The following is a 20,901-nucleotide window of genomic DNA, read 5'->3' as shown; positions in this document are numbered from 1 at the left end:
GGGACGATGCCCGGCGCTTTCCGATTTCGGCTCAGCGATTCCGGCTCAGCGGCCGAGGTTCCACCAGCCGCGTCGCCGCGGCTTGTCGTCGTCCTTCGCCTCGTCCGTCCCGGCGGGGGCGAGGTCCTCTGGCGCGGCCGAGGCTGCGGCGGCCTCTTCCGTCGTGACGGCCTCGGACTCCGGGGTCCCTGGTGCAGCGGGCGCCTCGGGTTGTTCGGCCGCGACCACCGGTTCGGGCTCCGACGGGGCGGGCTCCGCAATCTCGGCAGGTTCCGCAATCGCTTGCGCCACGGCTACCGAAGGCTGCTCGGGCTCGGCCGCCTCAAAGCTCGCCTGCGCCTCGGTCGCGGCAGCGGCCTCGGCTTGGCGCGCGGCCTCTTCGGCCTCGGCGGCAAGCTGCGCCTTGGTCTTGCGGCTGCGGGTCCGCTTCGGCTTGGCCGGAGTCTCGGTTGGCGTCTCCGTTGTCGCCTCTGTGACCTCGCTCGGCGCCTCGGCGGTCGTGACCTCGGCCTCGGGCTGCGCGGCCTCGGCTGCGGCCTTGGCGGGTTCGGACGCCACGGCCTCGGCCTGATCCTCGGGCGCTGCCTTTTTGGACCGGCTGCGGCTGCGCGACCGGCTGGGCTTTTTCGCGGGCGCTTCGGCCTCGGGTTCCGGCGCAACCTCACCTGCCTCTGCCGGCGCGGCATCGGCCATCGGGGGCTCTGCCTCCGTCTCGGATGCCTCTGTCTCGGGCTCTTCGGACGGCGCGTCATCGGTAGCCGTATCGACATTGGCGTTCTCTACGCCTTCGCCCTCACCGTTCTGGCCATTGCGGCGACGGCGACGGCGGCGACGGCGCTTCTTGCCGCCCCCTTCCCCGGCGTCCCCGTTCGCCTCGGCCTCGCGCGGTTCGGGGGTTGCGGCGATCTCTTCGGCCTCGATCTCCTCGATATCGTCCTCGTCCATCTCGGGCATGGCCGAGGTATCGACCGACACGACCGGCGCGGTCAGTTCCGCCACCATCCGCGTTGCCGTCTTGAACTTCTCGATCGTGAAATCGGGGCTCACCAGACCCGCATCGGCCTCGATCCGCACCGCCATGCCATAGCGCGCCTCGATCTGGGCGATATGTTCACGCTTCTGGTTGATGAGGAAGTTGACCACCTGCACCGGCCCCTTCAGCAGCACCTCGCGCGAGCGTTTGCGCGTACCCTCTTCCTCCAGCTGGCGCAGGATCGAGAGGCCGAGGCTGTCATCGGACCGGATCAGACCCGTGCCATGGCAATGCGAACAGGGCTGCGTCGTGCTTTCGATCATCCCCGGGCGCAGCCGCTGGCGGCTCATCTCCATCAGGCCGAAGCCGGAAATGCGACCGACCTGGATACGGGCGCGGTCGGTCTTGAGTTTTTCCTTGAGACGCTTCTCGACGGCGGCGTTGTTCTTGCGCTCTTCCATGTCGATGAAGTCGATCACGATCAGACCGGCAAGATCGCGCAGACGCAGCTGGCGGGCGATCTCTTCGGCGGCCTCGAGGTTGGTCTTGAGCGCCGTATCCTCGATCGAGCCTTCCTTGGTCGCCCGGCCGGAGTTCACGTCGATTGCAACGAGCGCCTCGGTCACGCCGATGACGATGTAACCACCCGATTTCAGCTGAACCGTCGGGTTGAACATGCCCGAAAGATAGCTCTCGACCTGGTGGCGCGCGAACAGCGGCAAGGCATCGGCGTAATGCTTCACGTTCTTGGCGTGGGACGGCATGATCATCTTCATGAAGTCCTTGGCGGCGCGATAACCCTCGGCGCCCTCGACCAGAACCTCGTCGATGTCACGGTTGTAAAGGTCGCGGATCGACCGCTTGATCAGGTTGCCTTCCTCATAGATCGGCGCGGGCGCAATCGACTTGAGCGTCAGCTCGCGGATCTGTTCCCACAGCCGCACGAGGTATTCGTAATCGCGCCGGATCTCGGTCTTGGTGCGCTGCGCGCCCGCGGTCCGCACGATCAGCCCGGCGCCATCCGGCACCTCGATCTCGGCGGCGATTTCCTTGAGCTTCTTGCGATCCGCCGCATTGGTGATCTTGCGCGAGATGCCGCCCCCGCGCGCCGTGTTCGGCATCAGCACGCAGTAACGCCCGGCCAGCGAAAGGTAGGTCGTCAGCGCGGCGCCCTTGTTGCCACGCTCTTCCTTGACGACCTGCACCAGCATGATCTGGCGGACCTTGATGACCTCCTGGATCTTGTAGCGGCGCGGGCGGGGCTTGCGCGGCTGCCGGATTTCCTCGGTCACGTCTTCTTCGGCGACAGACTCGATCTCGGAATCCACCTCGGTCGCGTGATCGACCGCCGCATAGGGCGCGTCATCGCCGTTCCGGTCGGCATCCTCGCTCAGGTCGCCGCCGGGGGCCTCGGGGTCGAAAAGCGTGCTGTCGCCGCCTTCCTCATCCAGATCGACCACGTCCATTCCGCCGGGCGCTGCCTCGGCAGTACCGGTCTGGACCGCATCGCCCCGCCGGGCCGTTTCGGCCTTGGGGGCGGATTTGCGGCGGCCGCGGTTCTCTTCCTCTTCCATCGCGCGGGCATAGGCGCGTTCTTCCTCGATCAGCGCCTGCCGGTCGGCGGTCGGGATCTGGTAGTAATCCGGGTGGATCTCGGAAAAGGCGAGAAACCCGTGCCGGTTGCCGCCGTAATCGACGAAGGCCGCCTGAAGCGACGGCTCGACCCGCGTTACCTTTGCGAGATAGATGTTGCCGGCAAGCTGCCGGCGGCTTGCGGTCTCGAAATCGAATTCCTCGACGCGCGTTCCGTCCACCACGACCACGCGGGTTTCTTCCGCGTGGGTAGCGTCAATAAGCATTTTCTTTGCCATGGTCTTCCATTGCACCGGCGCAATCGCCTGCGACCCGCCAGGGGCGGGCCGGTTAACAACCGCGGGTGGTGACTTGTTGAGGCGATGGGGCCTGACGGACAGTGCAGCAAGCGGGCGTTACGCCCACCCTTTCCCTGCCTGTCAACTTCAGCGCGCGTCATCGCAGTCCTGCAAAGGGGCCGCGATCGCGGCGCCCGTTCGAATGAACCCGGGCCATACGGCACATCGGGCGATCTTGCGGCCTTGCGGCCAGAATGTCTGTCACAGAGGCGGGCAGCCAGAGCGGGCGCATCGTCCTGAAACAGCGAAACTCACTATTGGGTCGCAAATGATGCCGGCCCACATTCGCAGACCTTATCGGCACCCGCATGGAAATTACAATCGCTTTTTTCCACAGAGGGCCGCACAGCCCGGGGCCGGCACACAATCAGAGGTAGTCGCCGCGCGACAGCCCGTACTTCGCCATCTTTTCGTTCAGGGTCCGGCGCGGCAGGCAAAGTTCGTCCATCACCGCCGTGATCTGGCCCTTGTGGCGACGCATCGTGTTGTCGATCAGCATCCGCTCGAACGCCTCGACATATTCCTTGAGCGGCTTGCCCTCGGTCGTCAGCGCCGGGCCCGCGGCCTCGTTATCCGCCATCAGGAGCGAGGCAATCGACCCCGACCCGCGCCGGTTCTGCAAGACCGCCCGTTCGGCGATGTTGATCAGCTGGCGCACGTTCCCCGGCCAGGGCGCCTGCAAGAGCTGGGCGGCCTCCTGCGCCGTCACCTCGGGCGCGTCGCAGCCATATTCCTCGGAAAACTGCTCGGAATAGCGGGTGAAGAGCGTCAGGATGTCCTCACCCCGCATCCGCAGGGGCGGCAGGGTGATCTTGAGCGCGGCGAGCCGGTAATAGAGATCGGGGCGCAGCGCATCCTCGACCGTCTTGTCCGGTGCATGTTCGTTGCAGATCGCGACGATCCGGGTTTCGGCCGGCGCGCCCTGATCGTTGATGAAGGTCAGAAGCCGCGCCTGAAGCGACTGGCTCAGCGCCTCCACGTCCTCAAGACAAAGGGTTCCGCCCCGCGCCTCTTCGACCAGGGGCAGGCCGTCGCCCTCTTCGGTCGGACCAAAGAGCTTGGCGGCAAGCACATCCTCGGCATAGGCCCCGCAGGAGATCACGGTGAACTTCTTGCCCGCCCGCGGCCCCACGGCGTGCAGCGCATGGGCCACCAGCGTCTTGCCGGTGCCGGTCTCGCCGTCGATCAGCACATGGCCGTCCGCCTGACCGAGATCGAGGATATCCTCGCGCAGGCGCTCCATCACCGGCGAGGTCCCGATCAGCTTTTTCATCAGGACAGAGCCGTCCGACAACTCGCGCCGCAGGGCACGGTTGTCGAGCGTCAGCCGCCGAACCTGGGTGGCGCGCTTGGCAAGCTCGGTCATCCGGTCGGGGTTGAAGGGCTTTTCCAGAAAGTCGTAGGCGCCGATCCGCATCGCCTCGACCGCCATCGGCACATCGCCATGCCCGGTGATCATGATGACCGGCAGGCCGCTGTCCATGCTCATCAGCCTTTTGAGAAAGGCCATCCCGTCCATCCCGGGCATCTTGATGTCCGAGACGACCACGCCGGGATATTCCGGCCCGAGCGCCTTCAGCGCATCCTCGGCGGAAGGATAGGTTTCGGTGTCGAAACCCGAAAGCGCCAGCCATTGGCTGATCGACTGCCGCATATCCTGTTCGTCATCGACAATCGCCACTTTCATGGAACGGGCCATATTTCCTCACTCGGCTGCCTGTGTCTCACTCGTCAATATGGGAAGCTGGACCTCGAAAACAGCCCCGCCCGCCTCACCATTGCGCGCGGTAAGCCGCCCGCCAAGATCGTTTACTATCCCGGAAGAGATCGCAAGACCAAGACCGACACCCTCGCCCGGCTTCTTGGTCGTGTAGAAAGGTTCAAAGAGATTATCCAGATCCTCGATCCCCGGACCGTTGTCGCGCACCGCCAGAATGGCGGTTTCGCCCTGGCTCAGCAGAAGGTCGATATGGGGTTCGGCCACACCCTTGGTCGCATCCAGCGCGTTGCGCAGAAGGTTGATGATGACCTGTTCCAGCCGCAGCCGGTCCGCCATCACCATCACCGGGCGGCGCGGCAGGGTGCGGGTGATCTTGACTTCGCGTTCGCGCAACTGCGGCTCCATCATCGCCAGCGCCGAAGAGATGCAGGCGCGCAGATCGACCGGCTCGAACGCCTCGCCGCCCTTGCGCGCATAGGATTTCAGCTGCCGCGTGATCGCGCCCATCCGCTCGATCAGGTCGTCGATCCGCTGGAACGAGGCCATCGCCTCATCGGGCCGCTTGCGTTGCAAGAGGAGCCGCGCACCCGCCAGATAGGTCTTCATCGCGGCAAGCGGCTGGTTGAGCTCATGGCTCACGGCGGCCGACATCTCACCCAAGGCGGCGAGCTTCGAGGACTGCGCCAGCGTCTGTTCGGCTACGGCGAGGTCCTTCTGCACCTTTTCGCGTTCCGCGATTTCCCGCTGGAGCCGGGCGTTCAGACGCCGCAATTCCGCCGATTCCTGCTGAAAGACCGCCGATTGCGACCAGGCCCGCCGGGACATCATGTAAAAGGTAAAGGCAAGGAGCATGGCAAAGCCCATGATCTCCAGCGCCAGAACGCCGTTCACCCGTTCGCGGACAGAATCGTAACGGGTGAAGGACACGATCCGCCAGCCGCGAAACGGAATCCGCGCCTCGTTCCGCATCACAGCCTCACCCGAGAGATAGGCGTCGGGCCGTTCCTGCCCCCAGTCGGCGGGCGCGCGCAGGGCCCGCTGGATCGCCGAGGGCGCATCGCGCACCGCCAGCGCTTCATCCAGGCGCAGGCCGCGCCAGCGCGGCTCGGTCGAGAGGATCACGCGGCCCTCGCTGTCGGTCACGGCGACCGCATCGGTCAGCCCGGCCCAGGCGCGTTCGTATTTGAACAGATCGACCTCGACCGCGACGACGCCGATCACCCGGCCCTCGTGATAGATCGAGCGGGCAAAGGTGAACTCATAGGCACCCGAGTCCCGGCGCGCGACCCCAAAGACCGTGTCGCGCGACCGCATCGCATCCACGAAGTAGATATCCTGCCGGTGGTTGGTGCCCAGCAGGTTCCGGTCCGTCGCGGCCACCGTGCGTCCCGACCCGTCCAGCAGCACGATCGCCGCCGCGCCGATCTCGGACTGGAACGAGATCAGCCGCTGCGAGGTGCGCGAAAAATCCTCGGCCCGCAGCGCGTTGATCAGCTCAGGATCGCGGGACAGCAAAAGCGGCACGACCGAGTTCCGCTGCAGCTCGCTCTGGACATTGCCGGAATAGAGCGCGAGACGCAGTTCCGCGCGGCTGCGGGTCGGCTCGGTAAAGCGGTCGGTCAGCCAGATATTCGTGGCCCAGATCACGACCACAGCGACAACGACCAGCAGCCCGATCACGGCGCGCATGCGCCATGTCAGCCTCTCCCCCGGGGGGACGGCCCGGTCCGGGTCGTGAAGATCGTCGCGGAATGTCATGGCGCGCAGGATACGCCGCGCGCGCAGCCCCCTCAAGCGGCGGTGCGCGTCAGGCAGCGGTCAGCGCCCCGAGAAGCGAGCGGAAAAGCACCGAGCCATCGGCACTCCCTTGCGCAGGTTCGATGGCGCGTTCGGGGTGCGGCATCATTCCCAGAACCCTGCGGTTTTCCGACAGGACCCCGGCGATATCCTGCGCCGAACCGTTCGGGTTATCCACATAGGTAAAGGCCACACGGTCCTCGTCGCGCAGCCGCGCGAGCGTATCGGCATCGGCGGTGTAGTTCCCGTCATGATGCGCGACAGGAACGACCGCCGTGTCGCCCGCAGCCCAGCCCGACGTATAGGGGCTGTCAGAGGTGGCAATGCGCAGCGCGACCGGCTTGCAGACGAATTTCAAGCCCGCGTTGCGCATCAGCGCGCCCGGCAGAAGCCCGGTTTCCGTCAGGATCTGAAAGCCGTTACAGATGCCCAGCACGAAACCGCCCCGTTCCGCATGGGCAACGACCGCGGGCGCGATGGGCGAACGGGCCGCGATCGCGCCGCAGCGCAGATAGTCGCCAAAGGAAAACCCGCCCGGCACCGCCACAAGGTCCAGTCCGCCCGGCAGATCGGTGTCCTTGTGCCAGATCCGCACGACCTCGGCCCCCGATTTTTCCAGCGCCACGGCCAGATCGCGGTCGCAGTTCGAGCCGGGAAAAGTGATGACAGCGGCTTTCATGGGCGGCCCCTTGCAGCGGGTCGGATCAGGCGATCTCGACCGTGTATTTCTCGATCACGGTGTTGGCGAGCAGCTTTTCGCACATCGCCCGCACCTCGGCCTCGGCGCTGGCGATGTCGCCGGCGATCAGGTCAAGCTCGATCACCTTGCCCTGACGCACGCCTTCCACACCGGCAAAGCCGAGCGTGCCGAGCGCGTGGCGCACAGCCTCGCCCTGCGGGTCGAGGACCCCGTCCTTGAGCATGACATGCACGCGTGCCTTCATCTTCTGCGACATGGGGGCCTCTCAGTTGATCAGGGTGGGCTTGCTGACATTCGTCGCGTTGCGCGGCAGGACGCCAAGCCGCCGGGCGACCTCGGTATAGGCATCGGCGAGGTTGCCAAGATCGCGGCGGAACACGTCCTTGTCGAGCTTGCGTCCCGTCTCGATATCCCACAGGCGGCAACTGTCAGGGCTGATCTCGTCCGCGACAACAAGGCGCTGATAGTCGTTTTCCCAGATCCGGCCGATCTCGATCTTGAAATCGACCAGACGGATACCGACGCCCATCATCACGCCCGACATGAAGTCGTTCACGCGCAGACCCAGCGCCACCATGTCGTCGAGATCCTGCTGGCTGGCCCAGCCGAAGGCGATGATGTGTTCCTCGGACACCATCGGGTCGCCCAGGGCATCGTCCTTGTAATAGAACTCGACGATCGGGCGCGGCAGCGGCGTGCCTTCTTCCAGACCCAGACGCTTCGACAGCGATCCGGCGGCAAAGTTGCGCACGACCACCTCAAGGGGAATCATCTCGACCGAGCGGATGAGCTGTTCGCGCATGTTCAGGCGACGGATGAAATGCGTCGGAACCCCGATCGCGTTCAGCCCCGACATGAAGAATTCCGACAGCCGGTTGTTCAGCACGCCCTTGCCGTCGATCACGTCTTTCTTCTGCGCATTGAAGGCGGTGGCGTCGTCCTTGAAATACTGGATGAGCGTACCCGGCTCGGGGCCCTCGTAGAGGATCTTCGCCTTGCCCTCGTAAACTTTGGTGCGACGTGGTGCCATGGGAACTCCGGAGGTATCGGCGCCAAGCGGCGCGCGTTTGCGATCCCTATAGGCCAAGCGGCCCAATGCCGCAAGGACGCAGAACCCTTGCGGCGCCGCGCGGCCAAGGCCATATTCCGACCATATCGACAACAAGGAGCGGCCGATGTCCACCTTCGACGAACGTGAACGCGCATTCGAAGCCAAATTTGCCCATGACGAGGAAATGGCCTTCAAGGCCGTGGCGCGGCGCAACAAGATCGTCGGTCTCTGGGCGGCGGGGCTTCTGGGCAAATCGGGCGCCGACGCGGATGCCTATGCGATGGAGGTCGTGCGCGCCGATTTCGAGGAGGCGGGGCATGAAGACGTGATCCGCAAGCTTTCGGCCGATCTGGGCGACAAGGCGACCGAGGCCGATATCCGTACCCGCCTTGCAGCGGCGCTGATCGAGGCAAAGGGGCAACTGGCCACGGAATGACCCCCGTGGTCGCATTCTCGGGGGCTCGTTCATGAACGAGCCTCATGAAGATTATGCCGGATATGAATTTGCCTCAGGTTAACCCTTGTGGCAGAGACTGCGGCAAGGGCTGGCGGCGAAGCCAGGCGGCAAAGGCTGGCGCTGAGGCCAGACGCAACGGGCGGCAGCCATGCCGCCCCTTTGGTATCTGAAGGGGCCTTTCGATGGGCGACGCACTTTCCCGGCTCTTGGAACAGCGCGACTGGCTGCTTGCCGATGGCGCGACCGGAACCAACCTGTTCAACATGGGCCTCTCGTCAGGTGACGCGCCCGAGCTCTGGAACGTGACGGAACCGGACAAGATCCGCGCGCTTTACCGGGGGTCGGTCGAGGCCGGCTCGGACATCTTCCTCACCAACAGCTTTGGCGGCAATGCGAGCCGGCTGAAACTGCATCAGGCCGAGGGCCGGGTGCATGAACTCAATCGAATCGCTGCCTCGCTGGGACGCGAGATCGCGGATGCCGCAGGCCGGCCCGTGGTCGTCGCGGGGTCGGTGGGCCCGACCGGCGAGATCATGGCCCCGATGGGGTCGCTGACCCATGAGCTCGCCGTCGAGATGTTCCACGAACAGGCCGAAGGTCTGAAGGCCGGCGGCGCCGATGTGCTGTGGGTCGAGACCATTTCCGCGGCCGAGGAATTCCGCGCCGCGGCCGAGGCCGCACGGCTGGCCGGGATGCCCTGGTGCGGCACCATGAGCTTTGATACCGCCGGGCGCACGATGATGGGCATCACCTCGGCCAAGCTGGCCGATCTGGTCGAGAAACTGCCCTACCCGCCGCTCGCCTTCGGCGCGAATTGCGGCGTGGGCGCATCCGATCTGGTCCGCACCGTGCTGGGCTTTGCCGCGCAGGGAACCGAACACCCGGTGATCGCCAAGGGCAATGCCGGCATCCCGAAATACCACGACGGACATATCCACTACGACGGCACACCGGCGCTGATGGCGGAATATGCGGTGCTGGTCCGCGATGCGGGGGCGCGGATCATCGGCGGCTGCTGCGGCACGATGCCCGAGCATCTGCGCGCGATGCGGGCAGCGCTCGAAACTCGTCCTCAGGGGCCGCGCCCGACGCTCGACCAGATCACGGCGCAGCTCGGGCCCTTCTCTTCGGCCAGCGACGGCACCGGCGACACCCCCGAGGAAACCCGCACGCGCCGCCGCCGGCGCGGCTGACCTCTGGTGCCACCGGTGCGGCTGGGGTCTGGTGCCGCCTTCGCGGCTGAGGTCGGTTCAGGCGGGTCGCGCGTCGCAATCGTCGCAGTCTGCCGCGGCCTTTGGCCTCATGGATGCCTTCAGGGGATGGTCAGGCGTGGGGACACGCCAGAAAGCTGGGGAATGCGAAATGGCCAATGACGACGAAGAGATCATCCTGTCCGAACTGTCGGATGAGGATCTTGTCCTGCAGATGTATGACGACCTCTATGACGGGCTCAAGGAAGAGATCGAAGAGGCGGTTCACATCCTGCTCGACCGGGGCTGGACGCCCTATCGCATCCTGACCGAGGCCCTGGTCGCCGGCATGACGATCGTCGGCAACGACTTCCGCGACGGCATCCTGTTCGTCCCCGAGGTCCTGCTGGCGGCCAATGCGATGAAGGGCGGCATGTCCATCCTCAAGCCCTTGCTGGTCGAGACCGGCGCGCCGCGCGTTGGCAAGATGGTGATCGGCACCGTCAAGGGTGACATCCACGACATCGGCAAGAACCTCGTCGGCATGATGATGGAGGGCGCGGGCTTCGAGATCGTCGATCTGGGCATCAACAACCCCGTCGAAACCTATCTGGAGGCGCTGGAGCGCGAGAAGGCCGATATCCTCGGCATGTCGGCGCTGCTGACCACCACCATGCCCTACATGAAGGTCGTGATCGACACGATGAAGGAAAAGGGCATCCGCGACGACTATATCGTGCTGGTGGGCGGCGCCCCCCTGAACGAGGAATTCGGCCGCGCCATCGGCGCCGACGCCTATTGCCGCGACGCGGCCGTGGCGGTCGAAACCGCCAAGCAGTTCATCGCGCGCAAACACAACCAGATGGATGCCGGCGCGTAACCGATCCCATGTGATGCCGGGGCGATCCTTTTCGGGGTCGTCCTGCGTTCGGATATTGTGACGACCCTTCACAGGGTCGCCCTTCGTCCCGATATAAAGGCCATCACGGAACATCCCGCGAAAGGTCTGCCCATGCCCCCTGCCCGCTTTGCCATTCTCCTTGCCGGCGTGATCGGTGCGGCGGGGCTGACCATCCTAGCGGCGAGCCTCATCGTGCCCGGTTCCGCGGTTGAACCGGCGCTTCCCCTCGCCCTTCTGCTGGCGGCGGCCGGGGCGTTTGTCGCAGGCAGGCGATGGAAATGACTGACCTGCACCCCCAGGGCGTACCCCCCGGCGCGCTTCCGTCCGATGAGCAGCTTACAGAGGCCGGCCTGTCCGCGACGGGTGGCGGGACTGTCCTGCTGATCGCCTGCGGCGCGCTTGCGCGGGAAATCCTCGCGCTGAAGGGCGCGAACCGCTGGGATCACCTTGACCTGACCTGCCTGCCCGCGAACCTGCATCTCTGGCCCGACCGTATTCCTGCGGCGGTCGAGCAGGCCGTACGGCACCACCGCGCCCGGTATGACCGGATCTTCGTCGTCTATGCCGATTGCGGGACCGGGGGCCTTTTGCAGGCGAAATGCGCGGAACTGGGTGTCGAGATGGTCGAGGGCCCGCATTGCTACTCGTTCTTCGAGGGCAACGCCGCCTTTGCCGCCAAGGCGGAGGAGGAGTTCACGGCCTTCTATCTTACCGATTTTCTGGTCCGGCAGTTCGACGCCTTTGTCTGGCGGCCCATGGGCCTCGACCGGCATCCGGAATTGCGGGACATGTATTTCGCCCATTACGACCGGCTCATCTATCAGGCGCAGACCGACGACCCGGCGCTGGACGCAAAGGCGCGCGATTGCGCCGCCCGGCTCGGGCTGCGCTATGAGCGCCGCTTTACCGGCTATGGCGACCTGGAACCGGCGCTGGCGCGGCTTTAGCCCAACAGGCGGGCGTGTTCCTGGATCGCGAAGCGGTCGGTCATGCCCGCAACGTAATCCGACACGATCCGCGCCAGCGCCGTTTCGTCCTGCGCGCGCGTCACATCCTCGCGCCATTCGGCGGGCAAAAGCTCGGGGCGTGAAAGGTAGAGCGGGAAGAGCCCGCGCACCACGGCCGTCACACGCGCGCGTTCCTCCATCACGCTCGGGGCGCGATACATTCGGGTGAAGAGGAACGACCGGATCGATTTCAGCTCCATGTAGAGCTTCTTGGAAAAGCGGATCATCGTCGTGCCCATGGCGCGGATGTCATCGGCGCTTTGCGGTTGGGCGGCGTCGAGCCGCGCGCGGGCGACGGCGATCACATCCTCGACCAGAATGCCGAAGACCCGCCGCAGCGCCTCATGCCGGCGCCGCATCGGGTCGAGCCCGGGATAGAGCCTGTCCACAGCCTCGAAGGCGGGGCCGGTCACGGGCAGTTCCATCAGATCCGCCTCGGTGAAAAGACCCGAACGCAGCCCGTCATGCAGGTCGTGATGGGAATAGGCAACGTCATCGGCGATGGCCGCCACCTGCGCCTCGGCGCTGGCATGGGTGTGAAGCTCAAGATCCCAGCCGGCATTGACCTCGGCCAGCGCCCAGGGGATGTCGCCTTTCACGGGGCCATTATGCTTGGCGATCCCTTCCAGCGTTTCCCAGGTCAGGTTCAGCCCGTCGAAATCGGCATAATGCCGTTCCAGCGAGGTGACGATCCGGATCGCCTGCGCATTGTGGTCGAACCCGCCATAGGGGGCCATCAGTTCGCTCAGCGCATCCTCGCCGGTGTGGCCGAAGGGCGTGTGGCCCAGGTCATGGGCCAGCGCCACCGCCTCTGCCAGTTCCTCGTTCAGGCCAAGGACACCGGCAATGGTGCGGGCGACCTGCGCCACCTCGATCGAATGGGTCAGGCGGGTGCGATAGTAATCGCCCTCATGCTCCACAAAGACCTGCGTCTTGTGCTTGAGCCGCCGGAAGGCCGAGGAATGGATGATGCGGTCGCGGTCGCGCTGAAACTCGCTGCGAAAGGTGCTCATCCGTTCGGGGTGCAGGCGGCCGCGCGTCTGCGCAGGGTCCGAGGCATAGCTGGCAAGCATGGGGTCCCGTTCTTGTCGTGGCCATCACGCTTGCTTATATTGCATGATGTAACCGCCTGAAATGCCGAAATGGACCGCCATGGACCTGACGCTTCCGCCCAAAGTCACCGACCGGGCCTTTGAACGCCTTGCCGAAATCGCCGAAACTGCGGGCAACCCCTGCGCGCTGCGCGTCGCGGTCGAGGGGGGCGGCTGTTCCGGCTTTCAGTATGACATCAAGCTGGACGACCCCGCGCCCGATGATCTGGTGCTGGAAAAGAACGGCCAGCGGGTGCTGGTCGATCCGGTGTCGCTGCCGTTCCTGCAAAACGCGGTGATCGACTTTTCCGAAGAACTGATCGGCGCGCGCTTCGTGATCGAGAACCCGAACGCCTCCAGCTCCTGCGGGTGCGGCGTCAGCTTTTCAATCTGAGCCAGCCGCGCTATCCCTTGGCGGCCCAGTGGCGGCAGCATGCCGGCACAGTCAGGGCACAGTCAGGGGGTGGACATGAAGATCGCGAGCTTCAACATCAACGGCATCAAGGCCCGGGCCGAGGCCCTGCCGCGCTGGCTTGACCATGCCCATCCGGATGTCGTCGTGCTGCAGGAAATCAAGTCGCAGGACGAAGCCTTCCCGCGCGAGATGTTCGAGGACCGCGGCTATAACGTCGAAACCCATGGGCAAAAGGGCTTCAACGGCGTCGCGATCCTGTCGAAATTCCCGCTGGAGGATGTAAGCCGCGGCCTGCCCGGCGACGACGGCGACGATCAGGCCCGCTGGATCGAGGCGACCGTGACCGGCAAACGGGCGATCCGCATCTGCGGGATGTATCTGCCCAACGGCAACCCGGCGCCGGGGCCGAAATACGACTACAAACTCGCCTGGATGGCCCGGCTTGAGCGGCGCGCGCGAGATCTGCTGGCCGCCGAGGAACCGGCGGTGATGCTGGGCGACTACAACATCATTCCGCAAGCCGAGGATGCCGCCCGCCCCGAAGCCTGGCGCGAGGATGCGCTTTTCCGGCTCGAAAGCCGCGAGGCGTTCCGCCGGGTCGTGAACCTGGGCTTTACCGATGCGTTCCGGGCACGTCACCATGGGCCGGGCCACTATACCTTCTGGGATTATCAGGCCGGGGCGTGGCGCCGCAATGACGGCATCCGGATCGACCATCTGCTGCTGACGCCGCAGGCCGCGGATCTGCTGCGGGACTGCCAGATCGACAGCGCCGAGCGGGCGGGCGACAAGCCGTCGGACCATGTGCCGATCTGGGTCGACCTTGACGCCTGATCCCCGTCGCAGCCTGTTCCCAGACCGGTCCGCCGGCGCTAGAACGGTGGGATGAGCGATCTGACATCCCCCGCGCCCGTCACGGGCCTGCGCCCGGCAGCGTTCCGGCACAACTGGCGCTGGCTGACCCTGCTGGCGCTGGCGCTCTTTGTCGGGATCGGCACGTTCGGCGGGCGTTATGCGACGCAAGTAAGCTTTGATGCAGCCGCCCAGCGGGGCGAGAATACGTTGCGCCTGGCCATCGCCGTGCTGCGGGGCCAGATGGAACGGTTCGAGCGGCTGCCGCAACTCATTGCCGACCACGATATAGTGCGCGCCGTCGTCACCCGGCCCGACGACCCCGGGGCGGTGGCCGAGGCGAACGCCTATCTGGCCGAGATCAACACGCTTCTGCAATCCTCCGACATCTATGTGATGCTGCCGGACGGGACCACCATCGCGGCGAACAACCACGACACCGATTTTTCCTTCGTCGGCCAGAACTTCGCCTATCGTCCCTATTTCTTCGACGCGGCATCGGGCGGTGAGGGGCGGTTCTTTGCGCTTGGCACCACCTCGCTCAAACGCGGCTATTACTTCGGCGCGCCGATCCGCGAGGGGGACGCGGTGCTGGGCGTCGTCGCCTTCAAGATCGACGTGGACGCGATCGAGGAAACCTGGCGCGGCGGCGATTACGAGATCATCGTGACCGACCCCGAGGGCATCATCTTCATGTCCAGCCGCGCCGACTGGCACTTCGCCTCGACCCTGCCGCTCACCTCGGACCGGCGCGCCCGCACCGCCGCGACCCAGCGCTATGCGAATGCAAGGCTCCGCGAACTGCCCATCACGCGCGAGGAATTCGCGGGCCACAGCCTGATGGGCCTGACGACGCCGACCGGAATGCGGGAATACCTGATCCGCGCAGAAGAAATGCCCGAGGCGGGCTGGACGGTGCAGGTGCTGCTCGACACGGCTTCGGTGCGCACGCAGGCGCTGACGGCGATCATGGTTGCGCTTTTGCTGGTGGGGCTGGGCACGATGGGGGCCGCCACCTGGCTGCAACGCCGCGCCCGACTGCGCGACCGGATGCAGATGCAGCAAGAGGCGCGCGCCGAACTGGAACGCCGCGTGATCGAGCGCACGCAGGAGCTCGCCACTGTCAACCACCGGCTGGAGGGCGAGGTAGCCGAGCGCCGCGCCACCGAGGCCGAGCTGCGGCGGACCCAGGCGAGCCTTGTGCAGGCGGGCAAGCTTGCGGCGCTGGGGCAGATGTCGGCGGCACTGAGCCACGAGTTCAACCAGCCGCTGGCCGCCGCCCGGAACTATGCCGACAACGCGCTGGTCCTGATCGAGCGTGACCGTGTGTCCGAAGCCGGCCTGAACATCGGCAAGGTGGTGGGGCTGGTCGACCGGATGGCCGCGCTCAGCCGTCATCTGCGCAATTTCGCGCGCAAGCCGAACGACCGGCTGGACGATATCGCGCTGTCCGATGTTCTGGCCGAGACGCAGGAAATCGTGGCCTTTCGCCTCCGCGCGGCGGGGGCAGAACTGCTGGTGGATACGGGGCCGCAGCCCATTCACATCAGGGCAGGCTCGGTCCGGTTGCAGCAGGTGCTGGTGAACCTCATCACCAATGCCGCCGACGCGGTCGAGGGGAGCGCGGACCGGCGCATCCATCTGGTCGCCCGGCAGGACGAGGGGCAGGCCAAGGGGCGCGTCACGATCACCGTCCGGGATCACGGGCCCGGCGTCCCCCCGGCGATTGCCGAACGTATCTTCGATCCGTTCTTCACCACCAAGGGGGTCGGGCGCGGGCTGGGGCTCGGGCTTTCCATTTCCTATAACATCATCAAGGATTTCGGCGGCGAATTGCGGCTCGACCCCGCGCCGGGCGGGGGGGCCTGCTTTGTGGTCGAACTTCTCGCTGTGGGGCGGGCCGGTCAGGGGCGAGCCGGACAGGGGCGGGCGGATGGCGACAGGCAAGATCCTTCTGGTTGACGATGACCCCGACCTGCGGGATTCCACCGCGCAGGCGCTCGACCTCGCGGGGTTCGGGGTCGAACCCTTTGCGGCGGCGGAACGGGTGCTCGACCTCGTGGGTTTCGGCTTTCGCGGGGTGGTCATCACCGATATCCGGATGCCCGGCCTCGACGGGCTGAGCCTGATGAACCGCATCCATGACATGGACCGCGACATTCCCGTGATCCTCGTGACCGGTCATGGCGACGTGCAGCTTGCCGTCAAGGCGATGCGCGAAGGGGCCTATGACTTCATCGAAAAGCCCTTCAGCAGTTCGCAACTGGTGGAAATCGCGACCCGGGCGCTGGATTACCGGCGGCTGGTGCTGGAAAACCGGGTGCTGCGCGCTGCCGCCGGCCAGAGCGACGATCTGGAACAGCGGCTTGTCGGGCGGTCGAACGTGATGATCGACCTGCGCCGCCGGGTCCGCACCATCGGCCCCGCCGATGCCGATGTGCTGATCGTGGGCCAAACCGGCGCGGGCAAGGAGGTCGTGGCCCGCGCGCTGCACGATCTGTCACCCCGCGCCGCGCGCCCCTTCATCGCGATCAACTGCGCCGCCCTGCCCGCCACCCTGATCGAGAGCGAGCTTTTCGGGCATGAGGCGGGCGCGTTTCCCGGTGCGCTGCGGGCGCGCTATGGCAAGTTCGAACATGCCCAGGGCGGGACCATCCTGCTCGATGAGATCGGGTCGATGCCCTATGAGGTTCAGGGCAAGCTGCTCCGCGTGATCCAGGAACGGGTGATCCACCCTTTGGGCGGGAACGAGGCGCGGCCGCTCGACGTGCGGTTCCTTGCGACCAGCCGCACGCCCCTGGAGGATGAGGTCGCCGCCGGCCGCTTTCGCGCCGACCTGCTCTACCGGCTCAATGTCATCACGCTGAACGTGCCGCCGCTCACCGCGCGGCGAGAGGATGTGCCGCTCCTGTTCCTCAAGCTCGTGTCCGAGGCGGCGGCGCGCTACCGCCGTGACCCGGCGCCGGTGCCGCCGCAGGTTCTGGCCGCCATCGCCGCCCGCGACTGGCCGGGCAATGTGCGCGAGCTGCGGAACGCCGCCGACCGGTTTGCCCTCGGGATCGGCCTTGACGGGGAAGAACGTGCGGGCAGCCCGGACGCCCCCGGCCGCCTCGCCGACCGGGTGGCGGAGTTCGAGCGCGGCGCGATCATCTCGGCGCTGGTCGCGCATGGGGGCAGGCTGCGCCCGGTCTATGAATCGCTCGGCCTGTCGCGCAAGACGCTTTATGAAAAGATGCAGAAACACGGGATCGATAAGGCCCAGTATGGCGGCAGCCCCGACGCGGACGAGGATTGATGGGGGGAAATTCCCCCACGCATCGGCCCCGATGTCACCTTTTCCACCCATCGCGCCGGCGTGAGTGACGAAAAGATAAAGCTGCCCCCACCAAGCCCATTGCCAGACCGGCCCCTCAGCGCGTTTCTGATCGCGCATCCGGCACCGGAGGAGGTCCGCGTGCGGGAAGCCTGATCGCTATAACCCGTTCGGGAGGAACATCATGCGTTTTACGACTTTTGCCGCCGCTGCCGCGGCCTCCATTGCGCTGTCCGGCGCAGCGGTCGCCCAGGATCGTGACGGCTGGCCGTCAAGCCTGACCATCGGCACGGCAAGCCAGGGCGGCACCTACTTCATCTATGGCACGGGCCTCGGCGGTCTGATCACTGAAGCCCTGGGCGTCAACGCCTCGGCCGAGGTGACCGGCGGCCCGGTGCAGAACGCGACGCTGGTGGAAACCGGCGACCACCAGATCGGCCTGGTGACCATGGGCCCGGCCTATGACGCCTGGACCGGCAACAGCGAGCTTGCGCCGGGGCTGGAGCATGAAAACCTCCGCGCGCTCTTCCCGATGTATCAGACGCCGTTCCAGGTTGTGGCGTTGCAATCCTCGGGGATTGCCTCGGTCGCCGACATGAACGGCCGCCGCGTCTCGGTCGGTCCGGCCGGCGGCACCGCCGCGACCTACTGGCCGCGCTTTTTCGAGGAACTGGGCGTTTCGGCCAATATCAGCTACTCCGGTGCCAGCGACGCGGTGGGTCAGGTTCAGGACGGTCTGATCGACGCCTTTGCCTTTGCCGCCGGCGTGCCGATTTCCGCCTTTGCACAGATCGCGGCCGAAACGCAGGTCAACATCTTCGGCTTCAGCGAAGAAGAGCGGGCGCAAGTGCTCGAGGCGATGCCGGAACTGGCGGCCTTCGATGTGCCCGGCGGTCTCTATCAGGGCTTCCCGGATGAAAGCGGCACGGTCGCGCTGTGGAACTTTGCGGTCGTGAACGCGGACATGCCGGAAACGCTGGCCTATGAAATCACCAAGCTGGTGATGGAAAACAACCCGCGCATGCTGCAGATCCATGCGACGGCGGCCGAAACCACCGCCGAGAACGTCGACAAGAACACCTTCCTGCCCTACCACCCGGGCGCCGTCCGCTACTTTGACGAAGCGGGCGTGGAAATTCCGGAAGACCTGCGCGGCTGATCGCCGCCTGCCCGCGCCCTTGACGGCGCGGGCGACCCGAGGGGCAGCCCGTGCTGCCCCTTCCCCCGTTTCCAGACATATGCGCGCCACCAAAGGCCGCCGCATCAGGGAGAAGACCATGTCCCAGCCGCAGACGAGCCCCGCCGTGGATGCCGGGCCGATGATCGCGCAGGGCGTTGACGAGGAAGCTCTGGCCTCCAACCAGCGCGACCTTGGCGGGCTGCTCAGGCAGCTCGTGGCGCTGATCTGCGTGGTCTATACACTTTTCCACATCGCCGTGATGAACCTCTATCCGCTGGAGACCTGGACCTACCGGATGCTCCATATCGCGGGGGGGCTTTTCATCGGGTTTCTGACCTACTCGGCCCTGACGCTGAAACCGCGCGCAGCAGGTGAGCCCGCGCCCGCCCGTGGCATCGGCGAATGGGCATTTCTGGCGGTCGCGATCGCGGGCATCGGCTATGGCGCGGCGCTGATCGGCTGGGCCTGGCTCGGCTACTGGTTCGCGGGCATCTCGCGCCCGGCGGACTTCGTCTTTACCACCTACGGCCTGCCGCTGGTGATCGGGATCGTTGCCGCCATCGTCGCGGGTTGGGTCTGGGGCGGGAACGACCGCACCGGCGTCCAGCCCACGGACTGGCTGCTTGGGATCGCGACAGTCGCGATGACCGGGTATATCCTGTTCAACGTCGGGCCGATCCGGCTTCGTGCCGGCACGGGCATGGCGCAACCGGCCGATTTCTACGCCGCCGTCGCGGGCGTTCTCCTGATCCTTGAACTCACCCGGCGAGTGGCGGGGCTGGCGCTTGTGGTGATCGCGGCCGTCTTCATCGGCTATTCGTTCTTCGGCCCCTACCTGCCCGGCTTTCTCAACCACCGCGGCTATTCGCCGACGCGCTTCTTCACCTATATCTTCACCGATCAGGGCATCCTTGGCGCGCCGGTGGCGGTGTCATCGACCTATATCATCCTCTTCATCACCTTCGCGGCCTTCCTTCAGGCCAGCCGGGTGGGCGACTATTTCGTCAACTTCGCCTTTGCCGCCGCAGGGCGCGCGCGGGGCGGCCCGGCAAAGGTCGCGATCTTTGCCTCGGGCCTCATGGGGATGATCAACGGCACCTCGGCGGGCAACGTCGTGTCCACCGGCTCGCTGACCATTCCGCTGATGAAAAAGGTGGGCTATCCGGCGCGCAGCGCGGCGGGGATCGAGGCCACGGCATCCTCGGGCGGGCAGATCCTGCCGCCGATCATGGGCGCCGGCGCCTTCATCATGGCCGAGGTGACGGGCATTCCCTATACCGAGATCGTGGTCGCCGCCGTGATCCCGGCCGTGCTCTACTTCATCTCGGTCTATTTCATGGTCGATTTCCAGGCGCGGAAGCTCGACATGAAGGGGATGCGCAAGGACGAACTGCCCAAGTTCGCGGTGCTGGTGCGTCAGGTCTACCTGTTCCTGCCGATCATCATCCTGATCTACACGCTCTTTTCCGGCTACACGGTGATCCGGGCGGGCACGCTCGCCATGGCCTCGGCGGCGGTGGTGTCCTGGCTCACGCCCTATCGCATGGGGCCAACGGCCATCTACCGGGCGCTCGATCTGGCGGCCAAGATGTCGATCCAGCTTGTCGCGGTCTGTGCGGCGGCGGGCATCATCGTGGGCGTCATCGCGCTGACCGGCGTGGGCGCGCGCTTTTCCTCGCTGCTTCTCGGCCTCGCGGACCAGAGCCAGGTGCTCGCGCTCTTCTTCGCGATGTGCATCTCGATCATCCTCGGGATGGGGATGCCGACGACGGCCGCCTATGCGGTTGCCGCAGCGGTGGTGGCGCCGGGGCTCGTGCAGCTTGGCATCCCGGTGCTGGTCGCGCATTTCTTCGTGTTCTACTACGCTGTGATGTCGGCGATCACCCCGCCGGTGGCGCTGGCCGCCTATGCGGGGGCCGCGATCTCCGGGTCGGAACCGATGCGCACCTCGGTCGAGGCGTTCAAGCTGGGCCTTGCCGCCTTCATCGTGCCGTTCATGTTCTTCAGCTCGCACGAACTGCTGATGCAGGGCGAATGGATCGACATCCTGCATGTCTTCGTCAGCGCGAGCTTTGGCGTGATGCTTCTGTCGGCGGCGGTGCAGGGCTGGTTCTTCGGCAGCCTGAACCCGATCCTGCGGATCGTCCTGCTGGTCGCGGCGCTCTCGATGATCGAGGGAAGCTGGCTGACCGACGCCATCGGCCTTGCCGCAGCGGTCATCGTCTTTGTGGTTCAGCGCAACATCGTGGGGACCAAGACGCTCGCCAAGGGCGCGGACTGATCGACGCCAGCCACAACGACAGGGGCCGCCCTTCGGGGCGGC

At 65.9% G+C, this 20,901-nt stretch carries 18 protein-coding genes; 11 read left to right on the top strand and 7 right to left on the bottom strand.

What is annotated here, in order from left to right; all coding sequences use genetic code 11:
- Positions 1-45 precede the first annotated feature (45 nt).
- The 6 genes from ACFSGJ_RS19345 to purC all read right to left on the bottom strand — a co-directional run bounded on the left by ACFSGJ_RS19345 (position 46) and on the right by purC (position 8,151).
- Positions 46-2,844 carry an Rne/Rng family ribonuclease gene (locus ACFSGJ_RS19345; protein WP_390265664.1) on the bottom strand — a complete coding sequence of 933 codons (2,799 nt, stop codon included), beginning with the start codon at positions 2,842-2,844 and terminating at the stop codon, positions 46-48.
- Positions 2,845-3,271: 427 nt separating this feature from the next.
- Entirely contained in the window at positions 3,272-4,603 is a 1,332-nt protein-coding gene (locus ACFSGJ_RS19340; RefSeq protein WP_390265662.1) for a sigma-54-dependent transcriptional regulator, read from the bottom strand.
- A gap of 6 nt (positions 4,604-4,609) precedes the next feature.
- On the bottom strand, positions 4,610-6,382 hold the full coding sequence (locus ACFSGJ_RS19335; RefSeq protein ID WP_390265777.1) for a sensor histidine kinase: 1,773 nt from the start codon (positions 6,380-6,382) through the stop codon (positions 4,610-4,612).
- A 49-nt stretch (positions 6,383-6,431) separates the two neighbouring features.
- Positions 6,432-7,100: a phosphoribosylformylglycinamidine synthase subunit PurQ gene (gene purQ / locus ACFSGJ_RS19330; protein WP_390265660.1), complete on the bottom strand. Its 669-nt coding sequence runs from the start codon at positions 7,098-7,100 to the stop codon at positions 6,432-6,434.
- 25 nt (positions 7,101-7,125) lie between these two features.
- A complete protein-coding gene (gene purS / locus ACFSGJ_RS19325; protein WP_390265775.1) occupies positions 7,126-7,365 on the bottom strand; it encodes a phosphoribosylformylglycinamidine synthase subunit PurS in 240 nt (79 codons plus the stop codon).
- Between the two features lie 21 nt (positions 7,366-7,386).
- On the bottom strand, positions 7,387-8,151 hold the full coding sequence (purC, locus tag ACFSGJ_RS19320) for a phosphoribosylaminoimidazolesuccinocarboxamide synthase (protein ID WP_390265658.1): 765 nt from the start codon (positions 8,149-8,151) through the stop codon (positions 7,387-7,389).
- A gap of 145 nt (positions 8,152-8,296) precedes the next feature.
- Here purC and ACFSGJ_RS19315 point away from each other — a divergent pair, with 145 nt between their 5' ends.
- The 5 genes from ACFSGJ_RS19315 to ACFSGJ_RS19295 all read left to right on the top strand — a co-directional run bounded on the left by ACFSGJ_RS19315 (position 8,297) and on the right by ACFSGJ_RS19295 (position 11,667).
- Positions 8,297-8,608, top strand: coding sequence for a DUF1476 domain-containing protein (locus ACFSGJ_RS19315; RefSeq protein ID WP_390265656.1), 312 nt, complete (start codon positions 8,297-8,299; stop codon positions 8,606-8,608).
- A 203-nt stretch (positions 8,609-8,811) separates the two neighbouring features.
- Positions 8,812-9,822, top strand: a complete 1,011-nt coding sequence (gene bmt / locus ACFSGJ_RS19310; protein ID WP_390265654.1) for a betaine--homocysteine S-methyltransferase — start codon at positions 8,812-8,814, stop codon at positions 9,820-9,822.
- A 169-nt stretch (positions 9,823-9,991) separates the two neighbouring features.
- Positions 9,992-10,699 (top strand): corrinoid protein, encoded by a 708-nt coding sequence (locus ACFSGJ_RS19305; protein ID WP_390265652.1) that lies wholly within the window; start codon positions 9,992-9,994, stop codon positions 10,697-10,699.
- 132 nt (positions 10,700-10,831) lie between these two features.
- Positions 10,832-11,002: a hypothetical protein gene (locus ACFSGJ_RS19300; RefSeq protein WP_390265650.1), complete on the top strand. Its 171-nt coding sequence runs from the start codon at positions 10,832-10,834 to the stop codon at positions 11,000-11,002.
- The gene (locus ACFSGJ_RS19295; RefSeq protein ID WP_390265648.1) at positions 10,999-11,667 is read left to right on the top strand and encodes a DUF1638 domain-containing protein; all 669 of its coding nucleotides are present in this window, start codon (positions 10,999-11,001) and stop codon (positions 11,665-11,667) included. The genes ACFSGJ_RS19300 and ACFSGJ_RS19295 overlap by 4 nt, the downstream gene beginning before the upstream one ends.
- Here ACFSGJ_RS19295 and ACFSGJ_RS19290 read toward each other — a convergent pair.
- A complete protein-coding gene (locus tag ACFSGJ_RS19290) occupies positions 11,664-12,800 on the bottom strand; it encodes a deoxyguanosinetriphosphate triphosphohydrolase (protein WP_390265646.1) in 1,137 nt (378 codons plus the stop codon). The two genes, ACFSGJ_RS19295 and ACFSGJ_RS19290, sit on opposite strands and share 4 nt — an antisense overlap.
- Positions 12,801-12,885: 85 nt before the next feature.
- On the opposite strand from ACFSGJ_RS19290, the gene ACFSGJ_RS19285 reads away from it, so the two are divergent.
- The 6 genes from ACFSGJ_RS19285 to ACFSGJ_RS19260 all read left to right on the top strand — a co-directional run bounded on the left by ACFSGJ_RS19285 (position 12,886) and on the right by ACFSGJ_RS19260 (position 20,859).
- Positions 12,886-13,212: a HesB/IscA family protein gene (locus ACFSGJ_RS19285; RefSeq protein WP_390265773.1), complete on the top strand. Its 327-nt coding sequence runs from the start codon at positions 12,886-12,888 to the stop codon at positions 13,210-13,212.
- Positions 13,213-13,287: 75 nt separating this feature from the next.
- Positions 13,288-14,067: an exodeoxyribonuclease III gene (xth, locus tag ACFSGJ_RS19280; RefSeq protein WP_390265644.1), complete on the top strand. Its 780-nt coding sequence runs from the start codon at positions 13,288-13,290 to the stop codon at positions 14,065-14,067.
- 51 nt (positions 14,068-14,118) lie between these two features.
- Positions 14,119-16,047, top strand: coding sequence for an ATP-binding protein (locus tag ACFSGJ_RS19275; protein WP_390265642.1), 1,929 nt, complete (start codon positions 14,119-14,121; stop codon positions 16,045-16,047).
- Complete coding sequence (locus ACFSGJ_RS19270; protein WP_390265640.1) at positions 16,019-17,380, top strand: sigma-54-dependent transcriptional regulator; 1,362 nt, start codon at positions 16,019-16,021, stop codon at positions 17,378-17,380. Before ACFSGJ_RS19275 ends, ACFSGJ_RS19270 begins: the two co-directional genes overlap by 29 nt.
- Before the next feature lie 202 nt (positions 17,381-17,582).
- Positions 17,583-18,557, top strand: coding sequence for a TAXI family TRAP transporter solute-binding subunit (locus ACFSGJ_RS19265; protein ID WP_390265637.1), 975 nt, complete (start codon positions 17,583-17,585; stop codon positions 18,555-18,557).
- Between the two features lie 118 nt (positions 18,558-18,675).
- Entirely contained in the window at positions 18,676-20,859 is a 2,184-nt protein-coding gene (locus ACFSGJ_RS19260; protein WP_390265635.1) for a TRAP transporter permease, read from the top strand.
- Positions 20,860-20,901 lie beyond the last annotated feature (42 nt).

Origin of the sequence: Halodurantibacterium flavum, assembly GCF_042681825.1 — a bacterium.
GTDB classification, from domain to species: Bacteria; Pseudomonadota; Alphaproteobacteria; order Rhodobacterales; family Rhodobacteraceae; genus Halodurantibacterium; species Halodurantibacterium flavum.
Note: the sequence above shows the minus strand (reverse complement) of the source record. Positions and strands in the feature narration are given on the sequence as shown.

Bases quoted from the DNA above. Each gene is read 5' to 3' on its own strand.
- ACFSGJ_RS19345 (WP_390265664.1), bottom strand. From the start codon at position 2,844: ATGGCAAAGAAAATGCTTATTGACGCTACCCACGCGGAAGAAACCCGC.
- ACFSGJ_RS19340 (WP_390265662.1), bottom strand. From the start codon at position 4,603: ATGGCCCGTTCCATGAAAGTGGCGATTGTCGATGACGAACAGGATATG.
- ACFSGJ_RS19335 (WP_390265777.1), bottom strand. From the start codon at position 6,382: ATGACATTCCGCGACGATCTTCACGACCCGGACCGGGCCGTCCCCCCG.
- purQ (WP_390265660.1), bottom strand. From the start codon at position 7,100: ATGAAAGCCGCTGTCATCACTTTTCCCGGCTCGAACTGCGACCGCGAT.
- purS (WP_390265775.1), bottom strand. From the start codon at position 7,365: ATGAAGGCACGCGTGCATGTCATGCTCAAGGACGGGGTCCTCGACCCG.
- purC (WP_390265658.1), bottom strand. From the start codon at position 8,151: ATGGCACCACGTCGCACCAAAGTTTACGAGGGCAAGGCGAAGATCCTC.
- ACFSGJ_RS19315 (WP_390265656.1), top strand. From the start codon at position 8,297: ATGTCCACCTTCGACGAACGTGAACGCGCATTCGAAGCCAAATTTGCC.
- bmt (WP_390265654.1), top strand. From the start codon at position 8,812: ATGGGCGACGCACTTTCCCGGCTCTTGGAACAGCGCGACTGGCTGCTT.
- ACFSGJ_RS19305 (WP_390265652.1), top strand. From the start codon at position 9,992: ATGGCCAATGACGACGAAGAGATCATCCTGTCCGAACTGTCGGATGAG.
- ACFSGJ_RS19300 (WP_390265650.1), top strand. From the start codon at position 10,832: ATGCCCCCTGCCCGCTTTGCCATTCTCCTTGCCGGCGTGATCGGTGCG.
- ACFSGJ_RS19295 (WP_390265648.1), top strand. From the start codon at position 10,999: ATGACTGACCTGCACCCCCAGGGCGTACCCCCCGGCGCGCTTCCGTCC.
- ACFSGJ_RS19290 (WP_390265646.1), bottom strand. From the start codon at position 12,800: ATGCTTGCCAGCTATGCCTCGGACCCTGCGCAGACGCGCGGCCGCCTG.
- xth (WP_390265644.1), top strand. From the start codon at position 13,288: ATGAAGATCGCGAGCTTCAACATCAACGGCATCAAGGCCCGGGCCGAG.
- ACFSGJ_RS19275 (WP_390265642.1), top strand. From the start codon at position 14,119: ATGAGCGATCTGACATCCCCCGCGCCCGTCACGGGCCTGCGCCCGGCA.
- ACFSGJ_RS19270 (WP_390265640.1), top strand. From the start codon at position 16,019: ATGGCGACAGGCAAGATCCTTCTGGTTGACGATGACCCCGACCTGCGG.
- ACFSGJ_RS19265 (WP_390265637.1), top strand. From the start codon at position 17,583: ATGCGTTTTACGACTTTTGCCGCCGCTGCCGCGGCCTCCATTGCGCTG.
- ACFSGJ_RS19260 (WP_390265635.1), top strand. From the start codon at position 18,676: ATGTCCCAGCCGCAGACGAGCCCCGCCGTGGATGCCGGGCCGATGATC.